The sequence below is a fragment of the Variovorax sp. Sphag1AA genome (assembly GCF_014192575.1).
Lineage (GTDB): Bacteria > Pseudomonadota > Gammaproteobacteria > Burkholderiales > Burkholderiaceae_C > Variovorax.
This window is the reverse complement of the sequence record NZ_JACHYC010000012.1, coordinates 51,908-73,037: the sequence shown is the minus strand read 5'-3', so window position 1 is coordinate 73,037 and position 21,130 is coordinate 51,908. Positions and strand designations below refer to the sequence as shown.

The following is a 21,130-nucleotide window of genomic DNA, read 5'->3' as shown; positions in this document are numbered from 1 at the left end:
AACATCTAACTGTTAAATGGTTGGACCAATGCTATCACAGTCCCTATACTCGCGCGCTCTTCATCCACCGATTTGCGAAGGAGCCCGCCAGTCATGCCCATCCAGAGATCCGTACTCGTCACCGGCGGTGCAGCCGGCATCGGCCTGGCCATCGCTCGCGGGTTTGCTGGTCTCGGGCACCGCGTGCTGCTGGCCGATGTAAGCGAGACCGTTCACGCCGCCGCGAACCGGCTGTCCACGCCGCAGGCACCGGTGCATTCGCAGTTGGCCGATATCGGTGACGAGGAACAGGTGCTTCGGGTCGCGGCGCGCGTGCAGGAGCTGTTCGGCGGCTGCGACATCCTCATCAACTGCGCCGGCATCTCGAGCAAGCGCAACGGCCAACCCGTTCCTCCCACCGAGGTCACCACCGCCGACTGGCATCGCGTGCTGGGCGTCAATCTGACAGCGCCCTTCCTGCTCTCGCGCGAGCTGATCCCGGGAATGCGGCAGCGCGGCTTCGGGCGCATCGTCAACATCGCCTCGCGGGCCGGGCGCACCTTCGTCGCACCGGCCGGCGTTGACTATGCCGCCTCCAAGGCAGCGCTGATCGGTCTCACGCGGCACCTAGCGGGCACCTATGCGCCGGACGGCATCACGGTCAACTGCGTGGCACCGGGCCGTATAGAGACTGCGCTGTCATCGCTATCCAGTCCTGAAGTCATCGCAGCGGCGACGCGAGCGATTCCGTTGGGGCGACTGGGGACGACCGACGAAGTTGCGGGTGCCGTGCTCTTTCTTGCGAGCGAGGAGGCGTCCTATGTCACCGGTGCTTGCGTGGACGTGAACGGCGGCGTGTTCATGGGCTGACGCGGCGCGGGGCCCACTTCACGACGGCGTCAGCACCTGGCCGCCGCACACCGAGATGCATTGCCCCGTCACGTAGGACGACAACGGCGTCACCAGGAACTCCAGCGCGTTCGCGCAGTCCTCGACCTCGCCGAAGCGGCGCAGCGGGATGCGCTTGAGTTCCTTCTCGTTCTGCATGCCGCGCTCTGCCGCCTGCTTGCGAATGCGCTCGGTGAGCATCGACCCCGGCGCGATGCAGTTGACGCGGATTCCCTCCGGACCCAGTTCGTAGGCGAGATAGCGCGTCAGCGTGAGCACCGCGCCTTTCGCAACGGCGTACGGCGCGAGACGCCCCGCTGCGCGCGATGGATCGAGCGCGGCCAGGGTAGCGATGTTGACGATCACCCCACCGCCCTGGGCGCGCATCGCGGGCAGTACCTCCTGGCTGCAAGAGAGCGCACTGCGGTAGTTGACGTCCAGCATCGCGTCGCTGTCCTCGTCCGGCATGCGTGAGGCCGTGCTTCGCTCCATTGGCGTGAAGGCTCCGCCTGCGTTGTTGACCAGGATGTCGATGCGGCCGAACTCGGCCATCGTTCTTTCAACGAGCATGCGAGCACCTTCGCGATGGCGCAAATCCGCCTGAATGCCGATGCTGCGGCGGCCCAACGCGCGAATCTCCTCCGGCACGCTCGCTGCGGTGAGCGTCTCGCCGAATTCGCGTGCCGACTCGAGGTCGACGTCGGCAACCACCACGTCGGCGCCGAGTTGTGCGAGTCGCAACGCATAGCCGCGCCCGAGGCCACGCGCGGCGCCGGTGACGATGGCCACCTGGCCCTGCAGCGTGGAAGGGATGGCATTGTTCATTGGGTTCATCATATTATTGGTCCAACCATTAGGTCAATGTGACGCAAACATGCTCGTTGCCGCTACGATCCGCCCCATGCCCAGCCCCCTCGACCGCGACGACTTCGACGTCGTCCCCATCAATCCGCAACGCATCTTCCAGGAGGTGGCCAACCAGTTGCGGCGGCTGATCTCCGAGGGAAAGCTGCGTCCGGGCGACAAGCTTCCGCCGGAGCGGGAACTGGCCAAGCGCTTCGGCGTGAGCCGCAACACCATGCGCGAGGCTTTGCGCGCGCTGGAGCTCAGCGGACTGATCGAGCTGCGTCTCGGTGCAACGGGCGGTGCGTTCGTGCTGCCGGGCAGTTCGAACGCCGTGGTGGCGGGCATGCGCGATCTCTACTTTCTTGGCGCGATCACACCGCAGCACCTCACGGAGGCACGCATCGCAGTGAGCGCCGCGGTGATCCGCGTGGCCTGCGAGCGCATCACCGACGAGGAGATCGATGCGCTGGAGGCCAACGTCGCGGCCGCAGAGCAAGCAAAGAAGGCCGGCGATTTCGAGGAGCGCACCCGGCATCACCAGGCCTTCCACGTCATGCTGGCGCGAACCACGCACAACCCCGTGCTGATCGCGACCACCGAGGGGATCATGGAGATCACCCGCCAGTTCGTGAAGGCGATCGGCCCGACCGACCAGCAGGACTACACCCATCCTTCGCGCAAGCGTCTGCTCAAGCACCTGCGTGCACGGGACACGGAGAAGGCGGTGGCCGAGATGACTTCGGCACTGACCAAGCTGCACCGCGGCTACATGATCAATGCCGAAACTCCCGGAGCTAACGCGCCAGCACCACCCCGGCCGCCTCGCGATCCCAAGCCTGCGAAAGCGCGGCCTCGAGCTCCTGGCGCAGCTTGAACTTCTCGACCTTCTGGCTCATGGTGGTGGGCAGCGCATCGCGGAACTGGATGTAGCGCGGCACCATGAAGTAGGCCATGTTGCGCTGGCAATGCGCGACGAGCTGCAATTCGTCCAACTGCGCATCCGGCTTGATGACGATCACCGCGGCGACCTCCTCGTCGTTGGTCGCCGTTGCCACCGGGAAGACCGCCGCATCGGCCACACCGGGATGCGTGGCGATGATCTGCTCGACCTCGAAGGCCGAGATGTTCTCGCCGCGACGACGGATGCAGTCCTTCTTGCGATCCACGAAGTAGAGATAGCCGTCGGCGTCGCGCATGCCCCGGTCGCCGGTATGGAACCACAGGTTGCGGCGTGACGTGAGCGTGGCCTCGGGCATCTTGTAGTAGCCCATGGTGCCGCGCCAGGGCTCGTCGAATCGCAGCACCATTTCGCCCGGCTCACCGGCCGGCACCTCGAAGTCGTCGTCGTCCACGATCCGCACTTGCACGCCGCGCCGCGGGCGACCGATGGAGCCGAGCTTGTCGCGCGGGTCCCACTGTGTGAAGGACGTGACCATGCCGTAGTCGGACAGGCCGTAGTTGTTCATCGCCCGCAGGCCGAAGCGCTCCTCGAACTCGGCCGCGTACTTCGGCGTCGGCGCCATGCTGACAAGGCGCAGGCAGTTGTCGGCGTCGGCGGGCGACGGCGGCTGGCTCCAGAGAAAGCTGGACATCGCACCGAGGAAGTTGGTGATCGTGGCCTTCGACGCCCGGATCTCGTCCCAGAACCTCGACACCGAGAAGCGCCGCGACATCACCACCGATGCGCCGCACACCAGCGCCGCACCCGTGGCCGCCAGCAGTGCGTTGTTATGGAAGAGCGGCAGGCACACATAGAAGATGTCCGATGCGCGATAGCCCTGTGCCTCGGCCGCGCTGGTGCCATACGTGAGGGCCGCTGCCTGCGACAACATGCTGCCCTTGGAAGGCCCTGTGGTGCCGGAAGTGTAGGCGATCAGCACGAGATCGCAGAAGCGCGGCTCGATCGCAGGGACGAAAGGTGTGGCGGCTGCGCGCTCGACCAGCGCGTGGAAGTCGGCGACCTCGAAAGAGCCGGTCGACTCGATCGTGCTTTCGTCTTCCTCGCCTGTGCGCAGGATGACGACGCGCTTGAGCAGCGGCAGGTCCGGCAGCACTTCATGCAGACGCGAGGCCATCGCTGCATCGACGATCACCGTCTCGCAATCAGACTGGCCGAGGTAGTAGCGCAGAAGCTCGCCGCGCGCGGCGGTGTTGACCGGCACGGACACCGCGCCGATCTTGGCGATGGCGAGGAAGGTCGCGAGGTGCTCCGCCGAGTTGCCCATCAGCAGGCCGGTGTGCCCGCCGCGCCTCACGCCGAAGCCGTGCAGCGCATGCGCGACGCGGTCGGTCCAGGCGTCGAGCTGGCCGTAGGTGAAAGTACGACCGGTGGCCGTTTCGGTCAGGAAAACCTTGTCGCGCGATCGTTGCGCAAATCTGGCGAGCACTTTCGGAAAAGTCAGCTCGCGCAGGGCATAGGTGTCGGCGGTAACGGCGTTCGGCTCCACGCCAGGTGCGTTCGGGTTCATTCGGGAGTGATGTTGTTGCGCTTGATGACATCGAGCCAGCGCTCGTTGTGACGGGCCAGCAGGGCCGCGAACTCTTCGGGCGTGCTGCTGGTGGCGGTGACGCCGGCCTTTTCCATGGATTCGCGGTAGTTGGCGTCGGCCACGGCGACCTTCATCGCCGCTGAGAGCTTGTCCAACACCGGCTTGGGCGTACCGGCCGGCGCGACCAGTCCAAAGAAGATCTCGATCGTGAGGTCCGGCTGACCCACTTCCTTCATCGTCGGGAACTGCGGCAGCGCCGGCTCGCGCTTGGGCGTGGTCACCGCGTAGCCCTTGAGCTTGCCGGCCTTGATCTGCGGCGTGGCGGCCGAGGTGGAGGTGAACATGATGTCGACCTGCCCGCCGAGCTGCGCATTGACGCCCTCGATCTCACCCTTGTAGGGCACATGCAGCAGGTCGATCCCGGCAGACTGCTTGAGCATCTCGGCCAGCAGATGCGGCGCGCTGCCGTTGCCAGAGGACGCGATGCTGATCTTGCCCGGCGACGCCTTTGCGAGCTTCACCAGATCGCCGAAGTCCTTGGCGGGCAGGTCGGCCCGCGACGTCAGCGTCCAAGACGAGATCGCCGCCAGGCTCACCGGCGCGAAGGCCTTGCGCGGGTCGTAGGGCGGGTTCCTGGTCACATGGGGTGTCACGCTCATCGGGCTGTTGCCGCCCCAGCCCAGCGTGTAGCCGTCCGGCTGGGCGCGCGCCACGACACCCATGCCGATCATGCCGCCCGCACCGGCGCGGTTCTCGACCACGAAAGGCTGGCCGAGCTGCTTCGACAGCAGCGTCGCGATCATGCGTGCGGACAGGTCGGTGGCACCGCCCGCGGAGAAGGGCACGATGATCGTCACCGGCTTGGTGGGGTAGTTGTCCGGGCCCTGCGCGAACGAGGTCGCTGCGGCCACGAGCATCGCGGCGGCGGCGAATAGGCGGGCGGTCTTCATGGGATATGTCTCCTGGTTCTCTCTGCGTGCAAAGCGCGAGTGGTGCCTATAATATTCCAAATGGTCCAACCATTCAATCATTCAGACAATCCCGGCCTGCTCCAGGGTTTGCGCGTTCTGGAGCTGTGCGAACCCGAGGCCGAGTACTGCGGCCTGCTGCTCGCCGGGCTCGGCGCCCATGTCACCAAGATCGAACCACTCGCAGGCGCCGCGTCGCGGCGCATGCCGCCGCTTGCGGCGGACGGGCGCTCGCTCTATTTCCAAGCCTACAACCGCGACAAGGACTCGGTGCTGCTGGACCTGCCGAGTGCGCCCGCGCGCGCTTCGCTGCTCGCGCTTCTGGAAGACGCCGATGTGTTCCTGTGCGGCAGCATGGCTCAAGCGGAATTCGCGACCGGGCTCGCGCTGCCGGAACTCGCCCGACGCTTCCCCCGCCTGGTGACCGCGCGGATCACGCCCTTCGGCGACGACGGGCCCTGGAAGGACTTCCGCGGCAGCGATCTCATCCACCTGGCATTGGGCGGCGTGATGATGAACACGGGCTACGACCCCGATTCACAGGGCCGTTACGACCTGCCTCCGATCGCGCCGCAGGCCTTCCACGCCGGCCACATCGCATGCGAGCAGGCGCTGATCGGCATCCTCGGCGCGCTGATGCATCGCGAACGCACCGGCGAGGGCCAGGACGTGAGCTGTGCGATCCACACCGCAGTGTCGGTCTCCACCGAGATGGACCTGATGTCCTGGGCGATGCGCGCCGCCCATCAGCAGCGGCAGACCTGCAGACACTCTGCCGAGCTGCCCAACATCACGACGCCGCTCGCGCAGACCAAGGACGGGCGCTGGAACCTCGGCTGGATGGTGACCGCGGCGGATGAGAAGAAGCTCGTCGAGTTCCTCGCGTCCCGCGACATGGCCTACGACCTCACCGGCCCGGACCCGACGCGTGATCCGAAGAAGCGCGACGTGCCCGGCGCCACGGCTTTCGAAGAGCACAAGGCCCATGTCTTCGAAGTGGTGCAGCGCTTCGTGCGCAGCTTCCGATTCCGCGACCTGCCCTGGGAAGCGGCGCAGGCGCACGGCCTGATGTGGGCGCCCCTGCGTAAGCCGCACGAGAACCTCGACGACCCGCACTGGGCCGCGCGCGGCACGTATGCGTGGATCGACGGGCTGCCCTATCCGCGCAGCAAGTGGATCGGCTCGACGACTGCATGGGTTGCCGATCGTGCGGCGCCTCAACCTGGCGAACAGCGGAAGAGCGAACCGCGGGCTGCCCGCAAGGACACGCCGACCAATGAGCGAAGCGCACGCTCCGCGCGCGGCAGGCCTTTCGCGCTGCAGGGCATCCGCATCCTTGACTTCTCGTGGTTCCTCGCCTCCGCCGGCGGCACGCGCATGGTGACGGCGCTCGGCGCGGAATGCATCAAGGTCGAGTGGAAGGACAACCTCGACAGCCGCCTTGGTGCCATGGCACCGGTCGGCGGCCGCGAGGCACGCCGGCGCGCCACCGGCCCTTTGCAAGGCGTCGACGACCCCACGATGGGCGGCCACTACAACCACAAGAACGCCGGCAAGCGCGGCCTGTCGCTCAACATCCGCGACCCGCGCGGACTGGAGATCGCACGGAAGCTGGTGGCAGTCAGCGATGTCGTGGCCGAGGGCTTCTCGCCCGGCGTGATGGACCGCTGGGGCCTGGGCTACGAGGCAATGAAGCGCATCCGCCCGGACATCGTCTACGTGCAGCAATCGGGCATGGGCGCGCACGGACGCTACGGCCGCATGCGCACGGTCGGCCCGATCGCCGCGGCATTCACCGGCATCAGCGAGATGTCCGGCCTGCCCGATCCCGCGCCACCGGCGGGTTGGGGCTATTCGTATCTCGACTGGATGGGCGCCTATGGCTTCGCGCAGGCCATCCTCGCTGGCTTGTTGCACCGCGAACGCACCGGCGAAGGTCAATGGATCGATGCATCTCAATGCGAGTCCGGGCTGATGCTTACCGGCGTGCAATGCCTGGAATGGGCGCTGCAGCGCAAGCCTTTCACACGCACCGGCAATCGCTCACCCTATGTACCCGCGGCACCGCATGGCGCCTACCGATGCGCGGGCGAGGACCGATGGATCGCCATCGCCTGCTTCGACGATCGCGACTGGCAGGCACTCGTGCGTGCCGCCGGCGATGCCGAGGCATTGCGTGACCCGCGCTTCGCCACGCTCGAATCTCGCATCTCACATCAGGACGCGCTGGACGAAGCCGTGGAGAACTGGACCCGCACGCAGGAGCGCTATGCCTGCATGGCGCTGCTGCAATCGCATGGCATCGCCGCAGGCGTGTGCCAGACCGCGGAAGACCGCTGCGAGTTCGACCCGCAGCTCGCGCAGCAGCAGTGGATGACCGAAGTGACGGCGCCGCGCATCGGCACCTGGCCCATCACCGAACTGCCTGCAAGGCTCTCGCGAACGCCAAGCCATGTCGGCGGCCTGCCGCAGCGCGGCGCGCCCGTCTATGGCGAGGACAACGAGTACGTGCTGGGCGAGCTGCTCGGCTACGCAAGCGCGGATATCCGCGCCTTCGAGCGCGACGGCGTGATCTGAGCGCTGGCCGTCCGCCTCAGTCGAGGTGGATGTCGGTCGACTTGATGAACGTCTTCCAGCGCGCGCTGTCGGCCTGGATGGTCTTCTGCAGATAGGCCGCGCTCGTGTCCTCGGCCGGGTCCACGCCCACATCGCGCATTCGCTGGCGCACCTTGGGATCGGCCAGCATCTTCGCGATCTCCGTGTTCAAGCGCTTCACTGCCTCGGGCGGCGTGCCGGCAGGCGCGCAGATGCTGTACCAGGTGTCGACCACGAAGCCCTTCACGCCCTCCTCCTCCATCGTCCGCAACTCGGGTGCAGCGCCCAAGTGGGTGCGGCCGGTGACGGCCAGCGCACGCAGCTTGCCGCTGCGCACCTGCGGCAGCACCGAGGTGTCGACGAACAGGAAGTCGATCTGGCCGCCGAGCAGGTCCACGATGGCCGGACCGCTGCCCTTGTACGGCACGTGCACCACAGGCGCACCGGTGAGCTGGCGGAACATTTCGCCTGACAGGTGTGGCGTAGACCCGTTGCCGGCCGAGCCGTAGTTCACCTTGCCCGGATTGGCCTTGGCATAGGCGATCAGGTCCTTCACCGAACGCACCGGGCTCGACGCATTGACCACCAGCACGTTCGCGTTGGTGAAGATCATGGACACCGGCGTGAAGTCCTTGATCGGATCGAAGGGCAGCTTCGAATACAGATGCGGATTGATGGCCATGGTGCTGTTGACCGCCATCAGCAGCGTGTAGCCATCCGGCTGCGCCTTGGCCACGTACGCAGCGCCGAGCGCGCCGTTGGCGCCGGCCTTGTAGTCGACCACGACGTTCTCGCCCAGCTTGGGGGTGAGCGCTTCGCTGACGATGTTGCCGAAGGTGCTGCCCATGCCGCCCGGCGGATAGGGAACGATCAGCATGACCGGCTTGTCGGGATAGGCGGCCAGCGCAGGCCACGCGGCGCCAGCAGCCATCGCACCAAGGCTGAAGCGGAGGAATTGCTTTCGGTTCATGGTCGGATCCCCAATGCCTGGCGTTCCTGGAAGATGAAGTCGTCCTGATTGCGCCGGCCCGTCTGTTGCGATGCAGGCGGGCTCGGCAGGTCGGCAGGCACCGGCACGAACTGCTTCCAGTCCGCCACCAGCGTGCGTCGCGCGATCTTCCAGCGACGGTCCTCGCGCCGCTCGAAGCGGTCGACATAGCGCGAGCAGGTCATGAGGTCCATGCCGCCGCCATCAGCACCCGCCTTGCCGCCAGCGAGTTGGTCCAGCGCGGCGCGCGCCTCGGCCGGGTAGCGCTGCGTGGTGCGAACGTAAGTCTCCACCAACGCGAGGTCGGGGCCGGCGAACTCGATCAGCAGGTTGCTCACCGCATGCATCGAGAAGGGAATGGCCGCATGGCGGCTTCGAATCCAGTCGATCAAGCCATCCACCGGGCCATCGTAGGCACCATGCATGTCGGTCGCGTCGTGATGAAAAACATCGCGGATGCCGCTGAAGTCCAGCCGGTCCACCGCGCGGCACCAGCGGTACATGCAGTCCTGGATCTGCATGCGGTCTGCGATGCGCTCGGGCGAGTAGTCGTCGAGGAAATTGCTCATCGTCATTCCGCCTCAATGCCGGCCTTGGTGATCACGCCTGTCCACAGCGCATGGTCGCGCGTCATCATGTCGCCGAAGCTCTTGGCATCGCCGGGATGCGGGAACATGCCCAGCGCCTTGAGCTTCTCCTGCACTGCAGGCTCGGCAATCGATTTGTTGAGCGCGTCGTTGAGCTTTGCGATCACTGCGGGAGGCGTTCCCGCGGGCGCCGACATCCCGAAGAAGGCGTTCACCACGAAGTTGGGCAGGGTCTCCGAGATGGCTGGCACATCGGGCAGCAGCGGACTGCGCTTCTCGCTCGACACCGCGAGCATGCGCACGCGGCCCGCACCTACGAAGGAATTGATCGCGTCGGAGGGCGTGGTCAGGGCCACTTTGACATCGCCCGCGAGGACCGCGTTGAACGCCTGCGAAGCGCCTTGATAAGGCACGAAGACCATCTTCAGGCCAGCTGCCTGGTTGAAGGATTCAGTCGCCAGATGCGCCAGCGATCCGCGGCCAGCCGACGAGAACTCCAGCTTGCCGGCATTGGCCTTGGCGTAGTCGATGAGCTGCTTGATGTTCGTGGCCGGCACCACCGGATTGATCAGGAACACCATCGGCGTGGTGGCGATCAGGCCCACCGGCGCGAGATCCTTCTGCGAGTCGTAGTTGGCCGCCTTCTGCAGCATCGGCGTGGTCACGGTCGAGTTGCCCACCTGCAGCAGCGTGTAGCCATCGGCCGGCGAATTCTTGACGAACACCGTGCCCATCGACCCGCTCGCACCCAGGCGGTTCTCCACAATGATCGGCTGCCCGAGACGCCGCTGCAGCGGCTCCTGCAGTGTGCGGATCAGCACATCGCCGGTGCCACCCGCGGCGAAGGGCACGATGATCTTGATCGGCCGGCTCGGAAAGGTGTCGGCCTGCGCACTGCCCAGCGCCAGCGCGGAAAGCGCGAGCGCCGACATGGCCAGCCATTGGCGTCGGAACATCATGGGTTGTCTCCTGGGATCGTGTAGTGAAGAAACGCGGAAGCGGCGCGCCGGTCAGCTCGATGGCCTGAACACCGGGAAGGCACGCCGCGAGTCGGGATGGCTCCAGTCCACCTCCACCGCCTGGCCGATGGCCAGGTCCTCGTAGCGCGCGTGGACGCGGGCGAGCATGCGCGGGCCTTCAGCCAGTTGCACCAGCGCCATCGGGTACGGCACCGCGTCGGCCAGATGCGGCGGTCCGACGCGGCTCAGCGTCAGCGCGACGATCGCGCCGCGGCCGCTGGCTTCGCGCCACTCCGTGCCGGACTCGCTCCAGAGGCTCTGCGGACGAGGATAGAACTGCGCGCGTCCGTTGCTGCGATCGAACTGCAGCATCAGGCGGCCGTCACGCAAGCCTTCGATGAACGGAGCGCCCACGTCGGGCAGTTCGGTTGTCGTGCTCATTGGCTTCGCTCCAGAAGCATCACCGTGCTGGTGCCCCAGGTGCGGGCGTACTGGATCACGCCAATGCCCGAGAGCATCGCGTTGCTGGCATCGCGGACCTGTCGCTCGCCGGCCTCGCCGAACATCTGGCGAAGGCACTCGACGAGGTTGACACCGCCGCCGGCCAGTCCAGGCTGGCCGGCAGAGATCTGGCCACCGCCTGTGTTCAGCGGCAGTTCGCCGCGCCAGGTCATGTCGTGCGCCTTGACGAACGCGCCGCCCTCGCCCGGGCCGCAGAAGCCGGTCTGTTCCAACTGCAAGATCAGCGCGATCAAGAAGTCGTCGTACCAGTGCAGCATCTTCACGTCGGCAGGCTTCCATCCCACCGCGTTGAAGGCACGGGGCGCGACGTCGGTGAAGCCGGTTCGCAACATGTCGCCAGACGCCTCGGTCGGATCGAAGTTGATGCGCTCTGCATAGGCAATCGGGTGCACGAGCTTCTGGAAACCCATCTCTCGCGCACGTCGCGTCGACATCACCAGCACCGCGCTCGCGCCATCGCAGCGCATCACGCAATCGAGGATGCGCAGAGGGTCAGACACGATCTTGGAGTCGAGGTATTCCTGCTCCGTCAACGGACGGCGCAACACGTCGCACGCGTTCTCATTGAGCAACGCCCCCTCGCGCTGCGTCACTGCCAGCTTCGCCAATGCGTCGTGCGGCAGTCCGTAGCGCTGGTCGTACACGTTTGACAGCAGTGCGAAGGCCGACAGAGGCCCGGCGTAACCTGCCGGGTCGCAGTACTCGGTGCGATGCCCCGACTGAACCGAGCGATCGACGGTCGACACCGCATCCGATGCAAGGCAAAGCCCGATGTCGCACAGGCCCGCCTGGATGGCTGCCGCCGCGCGCGCGATGTTGCCGCCCGAAGATGCGCCGCCAATCTCCGTCGCCTGGCACCAGGTGACAGACAGCCCCAGCCCCTCGGCCAGCAGATTGCTGTAGAACGGGTTGCCACCTTCGCTCATGGCCAGCGTGGTGGCAAAGCCATCGATGCGTGCGCGGTCGATGCCGGTTTGCGCGATGAGCCGATCGACAGCTTCGCCGGCCAGTGAGAGCGCGGTGCGTCCACTGCGGCGCACCAGCTTGGTTTCGGCGTAGCCGACGATCGCGATGCTGCGGTCTGCGAGAGACTTCATGCCATCACGCGTCCACGAAATGAACCGCTTGCTCGACCGTCGCGCGCGAGGTGCGATAGCTGTTGGCAGGATGCGCGGTGTCTTCGTAGCCGAAGGAGATGCCGCACACCATCAGGCGCTCTTTCGGAATCCCGAGTTCCTGCTTGATGAGGTCACTGTGGTGTGCGAGCGCCGCCTGCGGAATGGCGCCAAGGCCGTGTGCCTGCATGGCGAGCAACACCACCTGCACGTAGCCGCCCACATCGACGGCGCCGTAGACGCCAAGACCAGGATCGCTGGTCAGGATCGCGACGTGCGGCGCACCGAACAGGCGGAAGTTCTCGAGCGTCTGGCGCGCATAGCCTTCCCGGTCTCCGCGCTCCACGCCAACTGCGTTGTAGAGCTGGAAGCCGCATTCGCGTCGACGCTCCAGGTAGACGCCGCGGTATTCCTGCGGAAAGGGAAAGTCAGTGCTGCCGCCTTCGCCAGCACGCGCTGCGGCAACGAGCCTTGCGCGCAGGCGCTCGGTCGCGTCGCCCGAAGTCACGCTGACCTGCCAGGCCTGCGAGTTGCACCAGGAGGCGGCGCGCTGGGCGGTGCGCAGGACCGACTCGAGGGTGGCGCGCTCCACCGGCTTCTGCAGGAAAGCGCGACAGCTGTGACGCTGAGCGAGCAGCGAATCCAGCATCTGTGCCGGCGTGGAGTTCATCGTGGGATCGATTATTGGTTGCATATTTGAATGGTAGGACCAATATAATGACATTTCCAGGCCGAGTCAAACCAGCCGGACCCTGTTCAACGAAGGAGACACCATGACCGAGTACCGCATCCGGCGCCGCACACTGCTTGCCGCCGGCGCTGCCATTGCCGCCCAGCCCCTCTGGGCGGCTGACGAGCCGTTCCCGTCGCGGCCCATCAAGATACTCGTGGGTGCCGGTGCCGGTGGCACCACCGACATCACCGCCCGTCTGGTGGGCGACAAGATGGGCAAGCTGCTCGGCCAACCCGTGGTGATCGACAACAAGCCAGGCGCCTCGGGAACGCTCTCGGTGGCGCAAACGGTGCGCGCACCCGCCGACGGCTACACGCTGGTGTGGGTCGGCAACAGCGTGATGGCGATCTCGCCCTATCTCTACAAGAACCCCGGCTACGACGTGAAGACGCTGATCCCCGTGGGACAGGCGACCACCTCGGGCTTCATCCTGGTCGCGTCGCCATCGCTCGGCGTCAACAACGTGAAGGAACTGGTGGCCTACGGCAAGGCGCATCCAGGACAACTGAGCTTCGGCTCCAACGGCGTCAACGGTAGCCTGCACTTGCTGGCAGAACTGCTCAAGAGCGAGGCCGGCTTCGAGGCGCTCCATGTGCCCTATAAGGGCGGCGCGGAATCGGCGAGTGCCATCCTGGGCGGCAACATCCAGTTCCTGTTCGACGCGTTGTCGTCCAACATTCCCCTCGTGCGCTCGGGCAAGCTCAAGGCGCTGGCGGTGACCGGCCCGCAGCGTGAGAAGGAACTGCCCGAAGTTCCGACCATGGCCGAGCAAGGCTACCCCGGCATGACGACAGAGGTGTTCTTCGGTCTCGTGGCACCGCCCGGAACGCCCCACGCGGTGGTGATGAAGCTCAACGAGACGATGGGCAAGGCGCTGGAGGACCCCGCCGTCCGCGAAGCCCTGCAACGCTCGGGCAACGAGCCGAAGTTCAGCTCGCCGCAGCAGTTCCGCGCGCTGGTCGACAAGGAAGGTGCGCGCTTCGGAGCGTTGCTGCAAGCGAAGGGCATCCAACCGGAATGAGTCCGACGGCCCGCGGCGCTCAGGCGCCGCGCTGGCCCCAGCGAATGATCGCGGGCTCGCCGCCGCGGCGCAGCCCATGGCAGCTGCCCAGCAGGCGGTCTGCAGACTTCGGGTCATCGATCGGTTCGCCACGCCGCACGCGCCGGCGTTCGAGAGCAGGGTTGATCGCCTGGAAGGCGGTCGTGGCCATAGGGCCTAGCAGTTCGGTCAGGTGCGTGCACCCTTGCTCGCCCGAGAACCGTTCCTTCACTGCCTTGGTGAACCCGCCCTTGATCTGCAGCCCGACCAATTGCTTGTAGGCGTCATTGATGCCGCCGCAGTCCGCATAGGGCACCTGGTGCGAACAGGCTTCCGCCGCCACGATGGTGAAGCGGTCGTCCAGCGTGATGCGAAGCGACATCAGATGCACCGGATCGCCCGCCTTGCGCGGCGCGTTGCCGCGAGAGCCGTCCTGGTCGAACTCGCGTACGTCCGACAGACGTCCCTCGACGTCGAAGAGGCCATCCTCGCGCTCCCACCCCGTGCATTCCACTCGCCGCGTATGCAGCAGTGCGCGTGGCGCCGCAGGCGAGAGCTGCTTCATCCCGCGGTCGCCTCCGCAGCTGCCGGAGCGGGCCGTCGTGTGGCAGCGGCCGGCTCCAAGGCGCCACTGGCCTGCAGCGCTGCGATGCGCGCGTCGTCGTAGCCGAGCACCTCGGTCAGCACCTCCTCCGTGTGCTGGCCCACCGCCGGCGCAGCCTTCGGGTCTGCCAGCGGCGTGCCCGAGTAGAGGATCGGCAGGCGCACGTTGGGAATCCATCCCAGCGTCGGATGCTCGACGCGCGAGACGAGGCCGCGCTCCTTCGCTTCGGGCGAGCGCAGCGCATCGCCAACGCTTCGCACCTCGCCGCACGGAATCTGCGCGGCTCGCATGCGCGGCTGCCAGTAAGACCATGGATGCTGCACGAACAGCTCCTCCAGCAGCTTGAAGATCTCGTCGCGCTTGCTCATGCGGCCGTTGCGATCGGAGTAGACCGGGTCATCCGCCAGGTCCTGCCGCTCCAGCACCTGCCCAGCGAGGCGATGGAAGATCTTGTCGTTGCCGCAGTTGATATAGAAGGGCTTGTCCTGGCTCATGAACACGCCCGATGGGCAGGTGTCCGGGCTGGTGTTGCCATGTCGCTGCGGATGCGCGCCGGTGTAGAGGTGCTGCAGGGCGGCGTAGCCGGTCATCAGCACTGCGTTGTCGAACAGCGCGATTTCGATCTGCTGCCCCTGCCCCGTGCGCCCACGGGCCAGCAGCGCACCCAGGATGGCATTGCAGGCCATCATCGCGGTGCTGATGTCCACCACCGGCGACAACGTACGAACGCCCTGGCGATCGGGATAGCCGTTCATCGAGATGAAGCCGCTTTCTGCCTGCGCGATCGGGTCGAAACCCAGCCGATCGCTGAAGGCACCCTCACGGCCATACGCCGAGACCGAGCAATAGATGATCTGCGGATTGATCTTCTTCACGCTCTCGTAGTCGAGCCCGAAGCGCTCCATCACGCCCGTAGAGAAGTTCTCGCACAGCACGTCGGCCTGCGCGATCAGCTCCTTCACGACCGCGACGCCTTCCGGGCTCTTGAGATTGAGCGCCACGCTGCGCTTGTTGCGGTTGCCCCATGCGTAGGGCGCACCTTGCGCCGGCGCCTCGGCAGGCACTGGCGGGTAGTGGCGGAATTCATCGCCGCGTCCGGGCGTCTCCACCTTGATCACGTCCGCGCCCATGTCGCCGAGGATCATGGTGGCGAAGGGGCCAGCAAGGAAGTGGCTGAAGTCGATGACGCGGATGCCCTCCAGCGCCACGGGCGCATCGGCAGGGCGTGGCGTGTGCACCGGGAAGTCGTTTTCGAGGCGTTCGAACATGGAAGGCGACCCTAAAATATCATTGGTAAGACCATTATACTTACGCAATTCTCGAAGCGTCAACGCATTCATCGAAGGAACACGCATGTCGGAATCCGAAGCCCCGCTTCAACGCCTGCTGGCCGCGCAGGCCATTGCCGAGACCAAGGCACGCTATTGCCGGTACATCGATACCAAGCAGTGGTCGCGGCTCGCCTCGTTGTTCACGCCCGACTGCCGCTTCGAAGGGCTCGGCTCCGCACCCGCCGGCGCAGACGTGGCGACATTCGTACAGGGCGTTTCGACGCGACTCGCGAACACCATCTCCGTGCACCACTGCCACATGCCGGAGATCCGCCTGCTCAGTGCCGGTCACGCGCGCGTGGTCTGGGCGATGGAGGACTACGTCGACTGGACAGACGGCAGCACGGTGAAGGAGGCGCCAGGCAGCCGCGGATTTCGCGGCTATGGCCACTACGAAGAGGAGTACCGCGAGGTCAATGGCGAATGGAAGATCAGCTTCCTGCGCCTCACGCGGCTGCGCATCGACCCGGTCGACGCGTCGCAGCCGCCGGCGCTGAAGGGCCAGCGGCAAGCAACGCCCGACTGGCTCAACGCGGACTGAGGTGCTTCAGGAAATCACGCCGCGCGCGACCAGCGCATCGACCTCTTCCGCTGGCAGTCCCCACCCCTGCAGCGCGGCCCTTGCATCCACCCCCGCAGCGACGCCGGCCTCAGGCATTGCGCTCGGCGTGCGCGAAAAGCGAGGGGCAGGCGCAGGCTGTACATGGCCGTCGATCTCGATGAAGGTGCGACGCGCCGCGTTGTGCGGATGCGCTGCCGCCTCGCGCAGATCCAGCACGGGTGCATAGCAGACTTCTGCCGATTCCATCAGCGCGGTCCACTCGTCGCGCGTACGGGTGCGGAAGATGGCGGCCAAACGATTGCGCAGCTCGGGCCAGTTTGCAGGATCTGCGCGATCCGGCACCGGATCGCGATCCAGCCCGGTGAGGCGCAGCAGCTCCGCATAGAACTTCGGCTCGGCCGAGCCGACGGAAACGTACTTGCCGTCCTTCGTCTCGTACACGCCGTAGTGCGGCGCCGCGCCGCCGAGAGTCGAGCGCCCGCGGCCCGGCCACTTGCCGCCGGCCATGTAGCCGTAAAAGTAGGTCATCAGCGAAGCGGCGCCATCGACCATCGCGGCATCGACGACTTGTCCCTTGCCCGATCGCGCGGCCTCGATCAGCCCGCACGCGATGCCGAAGGCGAGATACATGCCGCCACCGCCGAAGTCGCCCGCGAGGTTCAGCGGCAACACAGGGGGACCATCGGCAGGGCCGATCGCATCGAGTACGCCTGCGAGTGCGATGTAGTTGATGTCGTGGCCCGGCGCCTGCGCGAGCGGGCCCTCCTGCCCCCAACCAGTCATGCGGCCGTAGACCAGACGCGGATTGAGCGCCAGGCATTCTTCGGGGCCGAGGCCCAGGCGTTCCATCACGCCGGGACGAAATCCTTCGATCAGCGCATTGGCCTCGCCGATCAAACGCCGCACGAAGCTCACCCCCTCTTCGGTCTTGAGGTCCAGCGCAATCGAGCGCCGGTTGCGGTCGGTGAACCAGTACTGCTGCGGCATCGGACGCGCTGCAGGCTCGGGTCGATCGATGCGCAGCACCTCGGCGCCCATGTCGGCCAGCATCATCGCGGCGAACGGGCCGGGCGCGAGGCCCGCCATTTCCACGACCCGCAACCCTGCCAGCGGGCCTTGCCGTGCGGGTGACATCAATGCGCCCCAGTGGCGCCGGCGGGCACGACGGTTTCCATTTGCCGAGACGCACGCGTGCGGGTGCTGCCCGGTACCTCGCGCACGAAAGTGCCGGTGCCGTCCACGGTGTAGCCGCCGCCAGGCATTTCATCGAGCAGGCCGCCGGTCGCGGTGAGCAGCATGTCCCACAGCTCGATCCAGGCGCCGTCGCGTTCTTCTTCCCACACATAGCGGGTCACGCGGTAGGTGCGGCCGCGCGCGTCTTCGACATCGAACTGACGCTCGGCCACGGTGCGGGTGGCGGGGGTTGTATTCATCGGAGCGATCATACGCCGCTCGTGGTCTTTTGGTAAGACCTATAGACATTTAGGCCAATTGGGTCGATCATCCGGCCCACAAGGAGACTCTGTCATGTATCGCCGTACCCTCATGGCGGGCGCCCTGCTCGCCGCCGTGGCCGCAAGCGCCCCCGCACTGGCCCAGGACCGCTGGCCCGATCGCCCCATCAAGTTCATCGTGCCCGCCGCAGCGGGCGGCACCAACGACGTGCTCGGCCGCTACATCCAGGAGCCGCTGCAGAAGCTCCTCGGCCAGCCGGTGGTGATGGAATACAAGTCCGGCGCCGGCGGCCAGATCGCCTCGCAGTATGTCCTGCAGCAGCCGGCCGACGGCTACACCTTCCTCCTGCACGGTAGCGGTCTAGTGACGGTGCCGCTCGTGCAGCGCAAGCCGAGCTACGACGCGGTGAAGGACTTCGTCCCGGTCACGCTGCTTGGCACTTCGCCGATGGTGCTGATGACGAATCCGTCGATGCCCGACACGCTTGCCAAGTTCGTGCAGCAGGCCCGCGCCAACCCGGGCTCGCTCGAATGGGGCGCCTCTGCGCTGGGCGGCGTCGGCCAGCTTGCGATGGAGGCCTTCCACGAAGCGGCCGGCATCAAGAAGATGGTGATGGTGCCCTACCCCGGCGCGGGGCCGTCCGCCCAGGCGCTGCTCGCCGGGCAGACCAAGTACATGCTCTCGACGCCGTCGTCCGTGACCTCCGGCTTCGTCAAGGACGGCAAGATGCGCATCCTGGGCGTGTCCACCGCGCAGCGCAGCCCGCTGCTGCCCGATGTGCCGAGCATCTCCGAAGTGGTACCGGGCTACGACACCCAAACCTGGTTCGGCTTGGTCGCACGTACCGGCACACCGCCGCAAGTGGTCTCGAAGATGGCCGACGCGATCGCCAAGGTGCTCGCGCAGCCGGATATCCAGGAGAAGTTCCGCGAGGTCTATGTGGTCCCGAAGGGCGGCACGAAGGCGTTGGGCGACATCATCGTGTCCGACCACACCTTGTGGGCCAAGGTGGTGAAGGACAACAACATCACGATGGACTGAGCTCTGCGGCTTCGCCCGGCGCCGTCGTCGACGCGCCGGCGCGTCCCGCCATGAACTCCGCGGCGACGAAGCCGAAGGTCAACGCCGGGCCAAGCGTGATGCCACCGCCCGGATAGCCTCCGCCCATCACGCTCGAGTTGTCGTTGCCCGCGGCGAAGAGGCCTTCGATGGCACGGCCATGCGCGTCGAGCACCCGTGCATGCTCGTCGGTGCGAATGCCAGCAAAGGTGCCCAAGTCACCCATCACGATCCTCACCGCGTAGAACGGTCCCTGCACGACCGGTGCCACGCAAGGGTTAGGCTGGTGAGTGCGGTCGCCGAGGAAGCGGTTGTAGACGCGCCACCCACGGCGGAACTGCAGATCCTTGCCATCGACGGCACCGACGTTGTACGTGTCCACCGTCTTCTGCAACTGCGCCGCATCGATGCCCGCCTTTGCTGCCAGTTCGGCGAGCGTAGCGCCACGCAGAAGGTAGCCGGAACGCAGATGCGAGCCCAACGGCAGCGGGAAGGGCTTCACGAAGCCCAATCCATAGCGCCGGATGGTGCGGTGATCCGCAATCAGCCACGCTTCGACCTCGGCCTTGTCCGCGCAGGCCTTCTGCATCTGCACACCCACGTCGTGGTACGAGTCGGATTCGTTGACGAAGCGCTGGCCACGGCGGTTGACCGCGATCACGCCCGGCTTGTAGCGATCGATGAGGTGCGGGAACACGCCCGTGATGCCCTTCCTGCGCGGCACCCGCGAGACCGGAATCCAGGCCCCTGCATTCGGCAGGTCGCGCGCAACCTGTCCACCGACCGATTCGGCAAGCCGCAAGCCATCGCCGGTGTTGCCGGGCGGCGCGGGCGAATGATGCTCATGACCGGTGGGCGCATGCGGGAACAACTCGGCACGGCGCGCCACATCTTGCGGAAAGCCGCCGGCTGCGAGCACCACCCCACGGCGCGCGCGCACCTGCACGCACTGCCCGTCGCGGCGACCCACCACCACGCCGCTGACCCGCTCGCCGTCTCGCAGCAGCGCGACGGCAGGCGATTGCAGCCACAGCGGGATACCCAGTGCAAACGCGCTCTTCGCCAGACGGGCGGCGAGCGCGTTGCCATTGGTCAGCCGCATCGCGCGGCCGTGCACCAGCATCTCTTTCGCATGCGTGAGCAGCCGCCGCGCTACGTAGGCTGCCGAGTGCAGCGAACGCGTGACATTGAAAAAGTGCGAGATCTCCGCGCTGGAGTTGAACATCATCCCCACGAACGTGATCTCGCGCAGCGGCGGGCGCAGCTGGCGGATGCGATCGCCCAACTCGCGGCCATCCATCGGCGCCGCCATGATCGAGCGGCCCGCCGTGCGGCCGCCCGGGCTCTCGGCGTGATAGTCCGGGTACTCGGGCAGCGGGATCAGTTGCACGTCGGTGTGGCGCACGAAGAAGTCCACCATGCGCGGACCCTGCGTCAGAAAGGCTTCGACGCGTGCCGCGTCGTAGTGCGCGCCGCACTCGTGGCGCAGATACGTGCGCGCGTCATCCATTGAATCCGGCTCCGGCCTGAAGGTGGAGATCGGGTTGTTCGGGATCCACAGCACACCGCCGGATCGCGCGGTGGTGCCGCCGTAGCAGGCCTCCTTTTCGATGACCAGTACTTCCAGCCCGAGCTTTCTCGCGGCCACGGCTGCGGCCAGTCCGCCAGCACCGCTGCCAACGACCACCACGTCCACTTCGTCGAGATGCTCGCTCATGACAAGCGCACTCCATGCACGAGCAGCGTGACGTTGCCTGCCAGGAGCTCACGCCCGTCGTCGCGCAGCGGCAGGCGTGCATCGGAGGCGTAGGACTCCAGCATCGCGCTCTCGTCGGCGAAGCAGAGCTCGGCAATGCCATCGACGCGCAGGCTGTCGTACGCCGCCGGCCGGCCGTCGGCGCCGAAGCGCGCCGTGACCAGGTGCTGGGCATAGCCATCGACCCGCGGCAGTTGCTTCACTAGATCGGCATGCCGACCGAACCACGCATCGCGGAAGGCCTCGGGACTGGCCGCCGCACGGCGCAGCAGCATCCAGCGGCGGAAGCCGCCGTCGACAGCACCGCGCACTGATGCAACCGGCACGTTGGAAAAGACATCGAAGGCACAGATTCGCTCACCCGACTCTTCCACTGCGGCAGCAAAGGCGCGCCATTGCGCGCCGGCTTGCGCCTGGGCCCGCGCGGCCGCATCGGGAAAGCTGCATTCGACGATGGTGTGGATGCGCTCGGCGTCCGGCACGATGGGCCGCCGCGCCTGCTCCTCGGTCACCGAATCGGTCGGGATGTGCCGCAGCACGCTGTAGATGTGCACCTGCGCGTTGGGCAGTCGAGGCGCCGCAGCGCGCACGGCAGCGTCACCCGCGAGGCAAAGGATGTGAGTCGACATGGCTGGCGATTCGTTTTGGTTGAAGG

21 protein-coding genes are annotated in these 21,130 nt (G+C 66.5%); 6 read left to right on the top strand and 15 right to left on the bottom strand.

All coding sequences use genetic code 11. The features are described 5' to 3' along the window. Positions 1-93 precede the first annotated feature (93 nt). Positions 94-849, top strand: a complete 756-nt coding sequence (locus tag FHW64_RS32465) for an SDR family NAD(P)-dependent oxidoreductase (RefSeq protein ID WP_184533298.1) — start codon at positions 94-96, stop codon at positions 847-849. Between the two features lie 18 nt (positions 850-867). On the opposite strand, the gene FHW64_RS32460 is transcribed toward FHW64_RS32465, so the two are convergent. Then, a complete protein-coding gene (locus FHW64_RS32460; protein ID WP_184533296.1) occupies positions 868-1,692 on the bottom strand; it encodes an SDR family NAD(P)-dependent oxidoreductase in 825 nt (274 codons plus the stop codon). Positions 1,693-1,768: 76 nt separating this feature from the next. Between FHW64_RS32460 and FHW64_RS32455 the strand changes: the two genes are divergently transcribed. Beyond that, complete coding sequence (locus FHW64_RS32455; protein WP_184533294.1) at positions 1,769-2,587, top strand: FadR/GntR family transcriptional regulator; 819 nt, start codon at positions 1,769-1,771, stop codon at positions 2,585-2,587. Here the strand turns inward: FHW64_RS32455 and FHW64_RS32450 are convergent. Both FHW64_RS32450 and FHW64_RS32445 read right to left on the bottom strand, forming a co-directional pair. Beyond that, positions 2,508-4,181, bottom strand: coding sequence for an AMP-binding protein (locus tag FHW64_RS32450; protein WP_184533292.1), 1,674 nt, complete (start codon positions 4,179-4,181; stop codon positions 2,508-2,510). The two genes, FHW64_RS32455 and FHW64_RS32450, sit on opposite strands and share 80 nt — an antisense overlap. Continuing rightward, complete coding sequence (locus tag FHW64_RS32445) at positions 4,178-5,152, bottom strand: tripartite tricarboxylate transporter substrate binding protein (RefSeq protein ID WP_184533290.1); 975 nt, start codon at positions 5,150-5,152, stop codon at positions 4,178-4,180. Before FHW64_RS32445 ends, FHW64_RS32450 begins: the two co-directional genes overlap by 4 nt. Positions 5,153-5,212: 60 nt before the next feature. Between FHW64_RS32445 and FHW64_RS32440 the strand changes: the two genes are divergently transcribed. Further along, a complete protein-coding gene (locus tag FHW64_RS32440) occupies positions 5,213-7,747 on the top strand; it encodes a CoA transferase (RefSeq protein WP_184533288.1) in 2,535 nt (844 codons plus the stop codon). A 16-nt stretch (positions 7,748-7,763) separates the two neighbouring features. On the opposite strand, the gene FHW64_RS32435 is transcribed toward FHW64_RS32440, so the two are convergent. From FHW64_RS32435 to FHW64_RS32410, 6 genes are read right to left on the bottom strand one after another with little or no spacing between them, the layout of a single operon-like run. Then, entirely contained in the window at positions 7,764-8,735 is a 972-nt protein-coding gene (locus tag FHW64_RS32435; RefSeq protein ID WP_184533286.1) for a tripartite tricarboxylate transporter substrate binding protein, read from the bottom strand. Continuing rightward, positions 8,732-9,322: a nuclear transport factor 2 family protein gene (locus FHW64_RS32430; RefSeq protein ID WP_184533284.1), complete on the bottom strand. Its 591-nt coding sequence runs from the start codon at positions 9,320-9,322 to the stop codon at positions 8,732-8,734. Before FHW64_RS32430 ends, FHW64_RS32435 begins: the two co-directional genes overlap by 4 nt. A gap of 2 nt (positions 9,323-9,324) precedes the next feature. Next, positions 9,325-10,299, bottom strand: a complete 975-nt coding sequence (locus tag FHW64_RS32425) for a tripartite tricarboxylate transporter substrate binding protein (protein ID WP_184533281.1) — start codon at positions 10,297-10,299, stop codon at positions 9,325-9,327. Between the two features lie 51 nt (positions 10,300-10,350). Beyond that, a complete protein-coding gene (locus tag FHW64_RS32420; RefSeq protein ID WP_184533279.1) occupies positions 10,351-10,740 on the bottom strand; it encodes a Zn-ribbon domain-containing OB-fold protein in 390 nt (129 codons plus the stop codon). Next, positions 10,737-11,918: a thiolase family protein gene (locus tag FHW64_RS32415; RefSeq protein WP_184533277.1), complete on the bottom strand. Its 1,182-nt coding sequence runs from the start codon at positions 11,916-11,918 to the stop codon at positions 10,737-10,739. Before FHW64_RS32415 ends, FHW64_RS32420 begins: the two co-directional genes overlap by 4 nt. A 4-nt stretch (positions 11,919-11,922) precedes the next feature. Next, the gene (locus FHW64_RS32410) at positions 11,923-12,606 is read right to left on the bottom strand and encodes a nitroreductase (protein WP_184533275.1); all 684 of its coding nucleotides are present in this window, start codon (positions 12,604-12,606) and stop codon (positions 11,923-11,925) included. A gap of 103 nt (positions 12,607-12,709) precedes the next feature. Here FHW64_RS32410 and FHW64_RS32405 point away from each other — a divergent pair, with 103 nt between their 5' ends. After that, the gene (locus tag FHW64_RS32405; RefSeq protein ID WP_184533273.1) at positions 12,710-13,690 is read left to right on the top strand and encodes a tripartite tricarboxylate transporter substrate binding protein; all 981 of its coding nucleotides are present in this window, start codon (positions 12,710-12,712) and stop codon (positions 13,688-13,690) included. Between the two features lie 19 nt (positions 13,691-13,709). Here the strand turns inward: FHW64_RS32405 and FHW64_RS32400 are convergent, their stop codons facing one another. Next, a complete protein-coding gene (locus tag FHW64_RS32400; RefSeq protein ID WP_184533271.1) occupies positions 13,710-14,273 on the bottom strand; it encodes a DUF2889 domain-containing protein in 564 nt (187 codons plus the stop codon). Continuing rightward, positions 14,270-15,580, bottom strand: a complete 1,311-nt coding sequence (locus FHW64_RS32395; RefSeq protein WP_184533269.1) for a CaiB/BaiF CoA-transferase family protein — start codon at positions 15,578-15,580, stop codon at positions 14,270-14,272. Before FHW64_RS32395 ends, FHW64_RS32400 begins: the two co-directional genes overlap by 4 nt. Positions 15,581-15,665: 85 nt before the next feature. Here FHW64_RS32395 and FHW64_RS32390 point away from each other — a divergent pair, with 85 nt between their 5' ends. After that, positions 15,666-16,184, top strand: coding sequence for a nuclear transport factor 2 family protein (locus FHW64_RS32390; protein WP_184533266.1), 519 nt, complete (start codon positions 15,666-15,668; stop codon positions 16,182-16,184). A gap of 6 nt (positions 16,185-16,190) precedes the next feature. Here the strand turns inward: FHW64_RS32390 and FHW64_RS32385 are convergent, their stop codons facing one another. Together FHW64_RS32385 and FHW64_RS32380 are read right to left on the bottom strand one after the other, a co-directional pair. After that, positions 16,191-17,339 carry a CaiB/BaiF CoA-transferase family protein gene (locus tag FHW64_RS32385; protein WP_184533264.1) on the bottom strand — a complete coding sequence of 383 codons (1,149 nt, stop codon included), beginning with the start codon at positions 17,337-17,339 and terminating at the stop codon, positions 16,191-16,193. Beyond that, positions 17,339-17,638: a hypothetical protein gene (locus tag FHW64_RS32380; protein WP_184533262.1), complete on the bottom strand. Its 300-nt coding sequence runs from the start codon at positions 17,636-17,638 to the stop codon at positions 17,339-17,341. Before FHW64_RS32380 ends, FHW64_RS32385 begins: the two co-directional genes overlap by 1 nt. A gap of 94 nt (positions 17,639-17,732) precedes the next feature. On the opposite strand from FHW64_RS32380, the gene FHW64_RS32375 reads away from it, so the two are divergent. Next, entirely contained in the window at positions 17,733-18,701 is a 969-nt protein-coding gene (locus tag FHW64_RS32375) for a tripartite tricarboxylate transporter substrate binding protein (RefSeq protein WP_184533261.1), read from the top strand. Here the strand turns inward: FHW64_RS32375 and FHW64_RS32370 are convergent. Together FHW64_RS32370 and FHW64_RS32365 are read right to left on the bottom strand one after the other, a co-directional pair. Then, entirely contained in the window at positions 18,688-20,436 is a 1,749-nt protein-coding gene (locus FHW64_RS32370) for an FAD-dependent oxidoreductase (protein WP_184533259.1), read from the bottom strand. The two genes, FHW64_RS32375 and FHW64_RS32370, sit on opposite strands and share 14 nt — an antisense overlap. Then, complete coding sequence (locus tag FHW64_RS32365; protein WP_184533256.1) at positions 20,433-21,104, bottom strand: EthD domain-containing protein; 672 nt, start codon at positions 21,102-21,104, stop codon at positions 20,433-20,435. Before FHW64_RS32365 ends, FHW64_RS32370 begins: the two co-directional genes overlap by 4 nt. Positions 21,105-21,130: the final 26 nt, after the last annotated feature.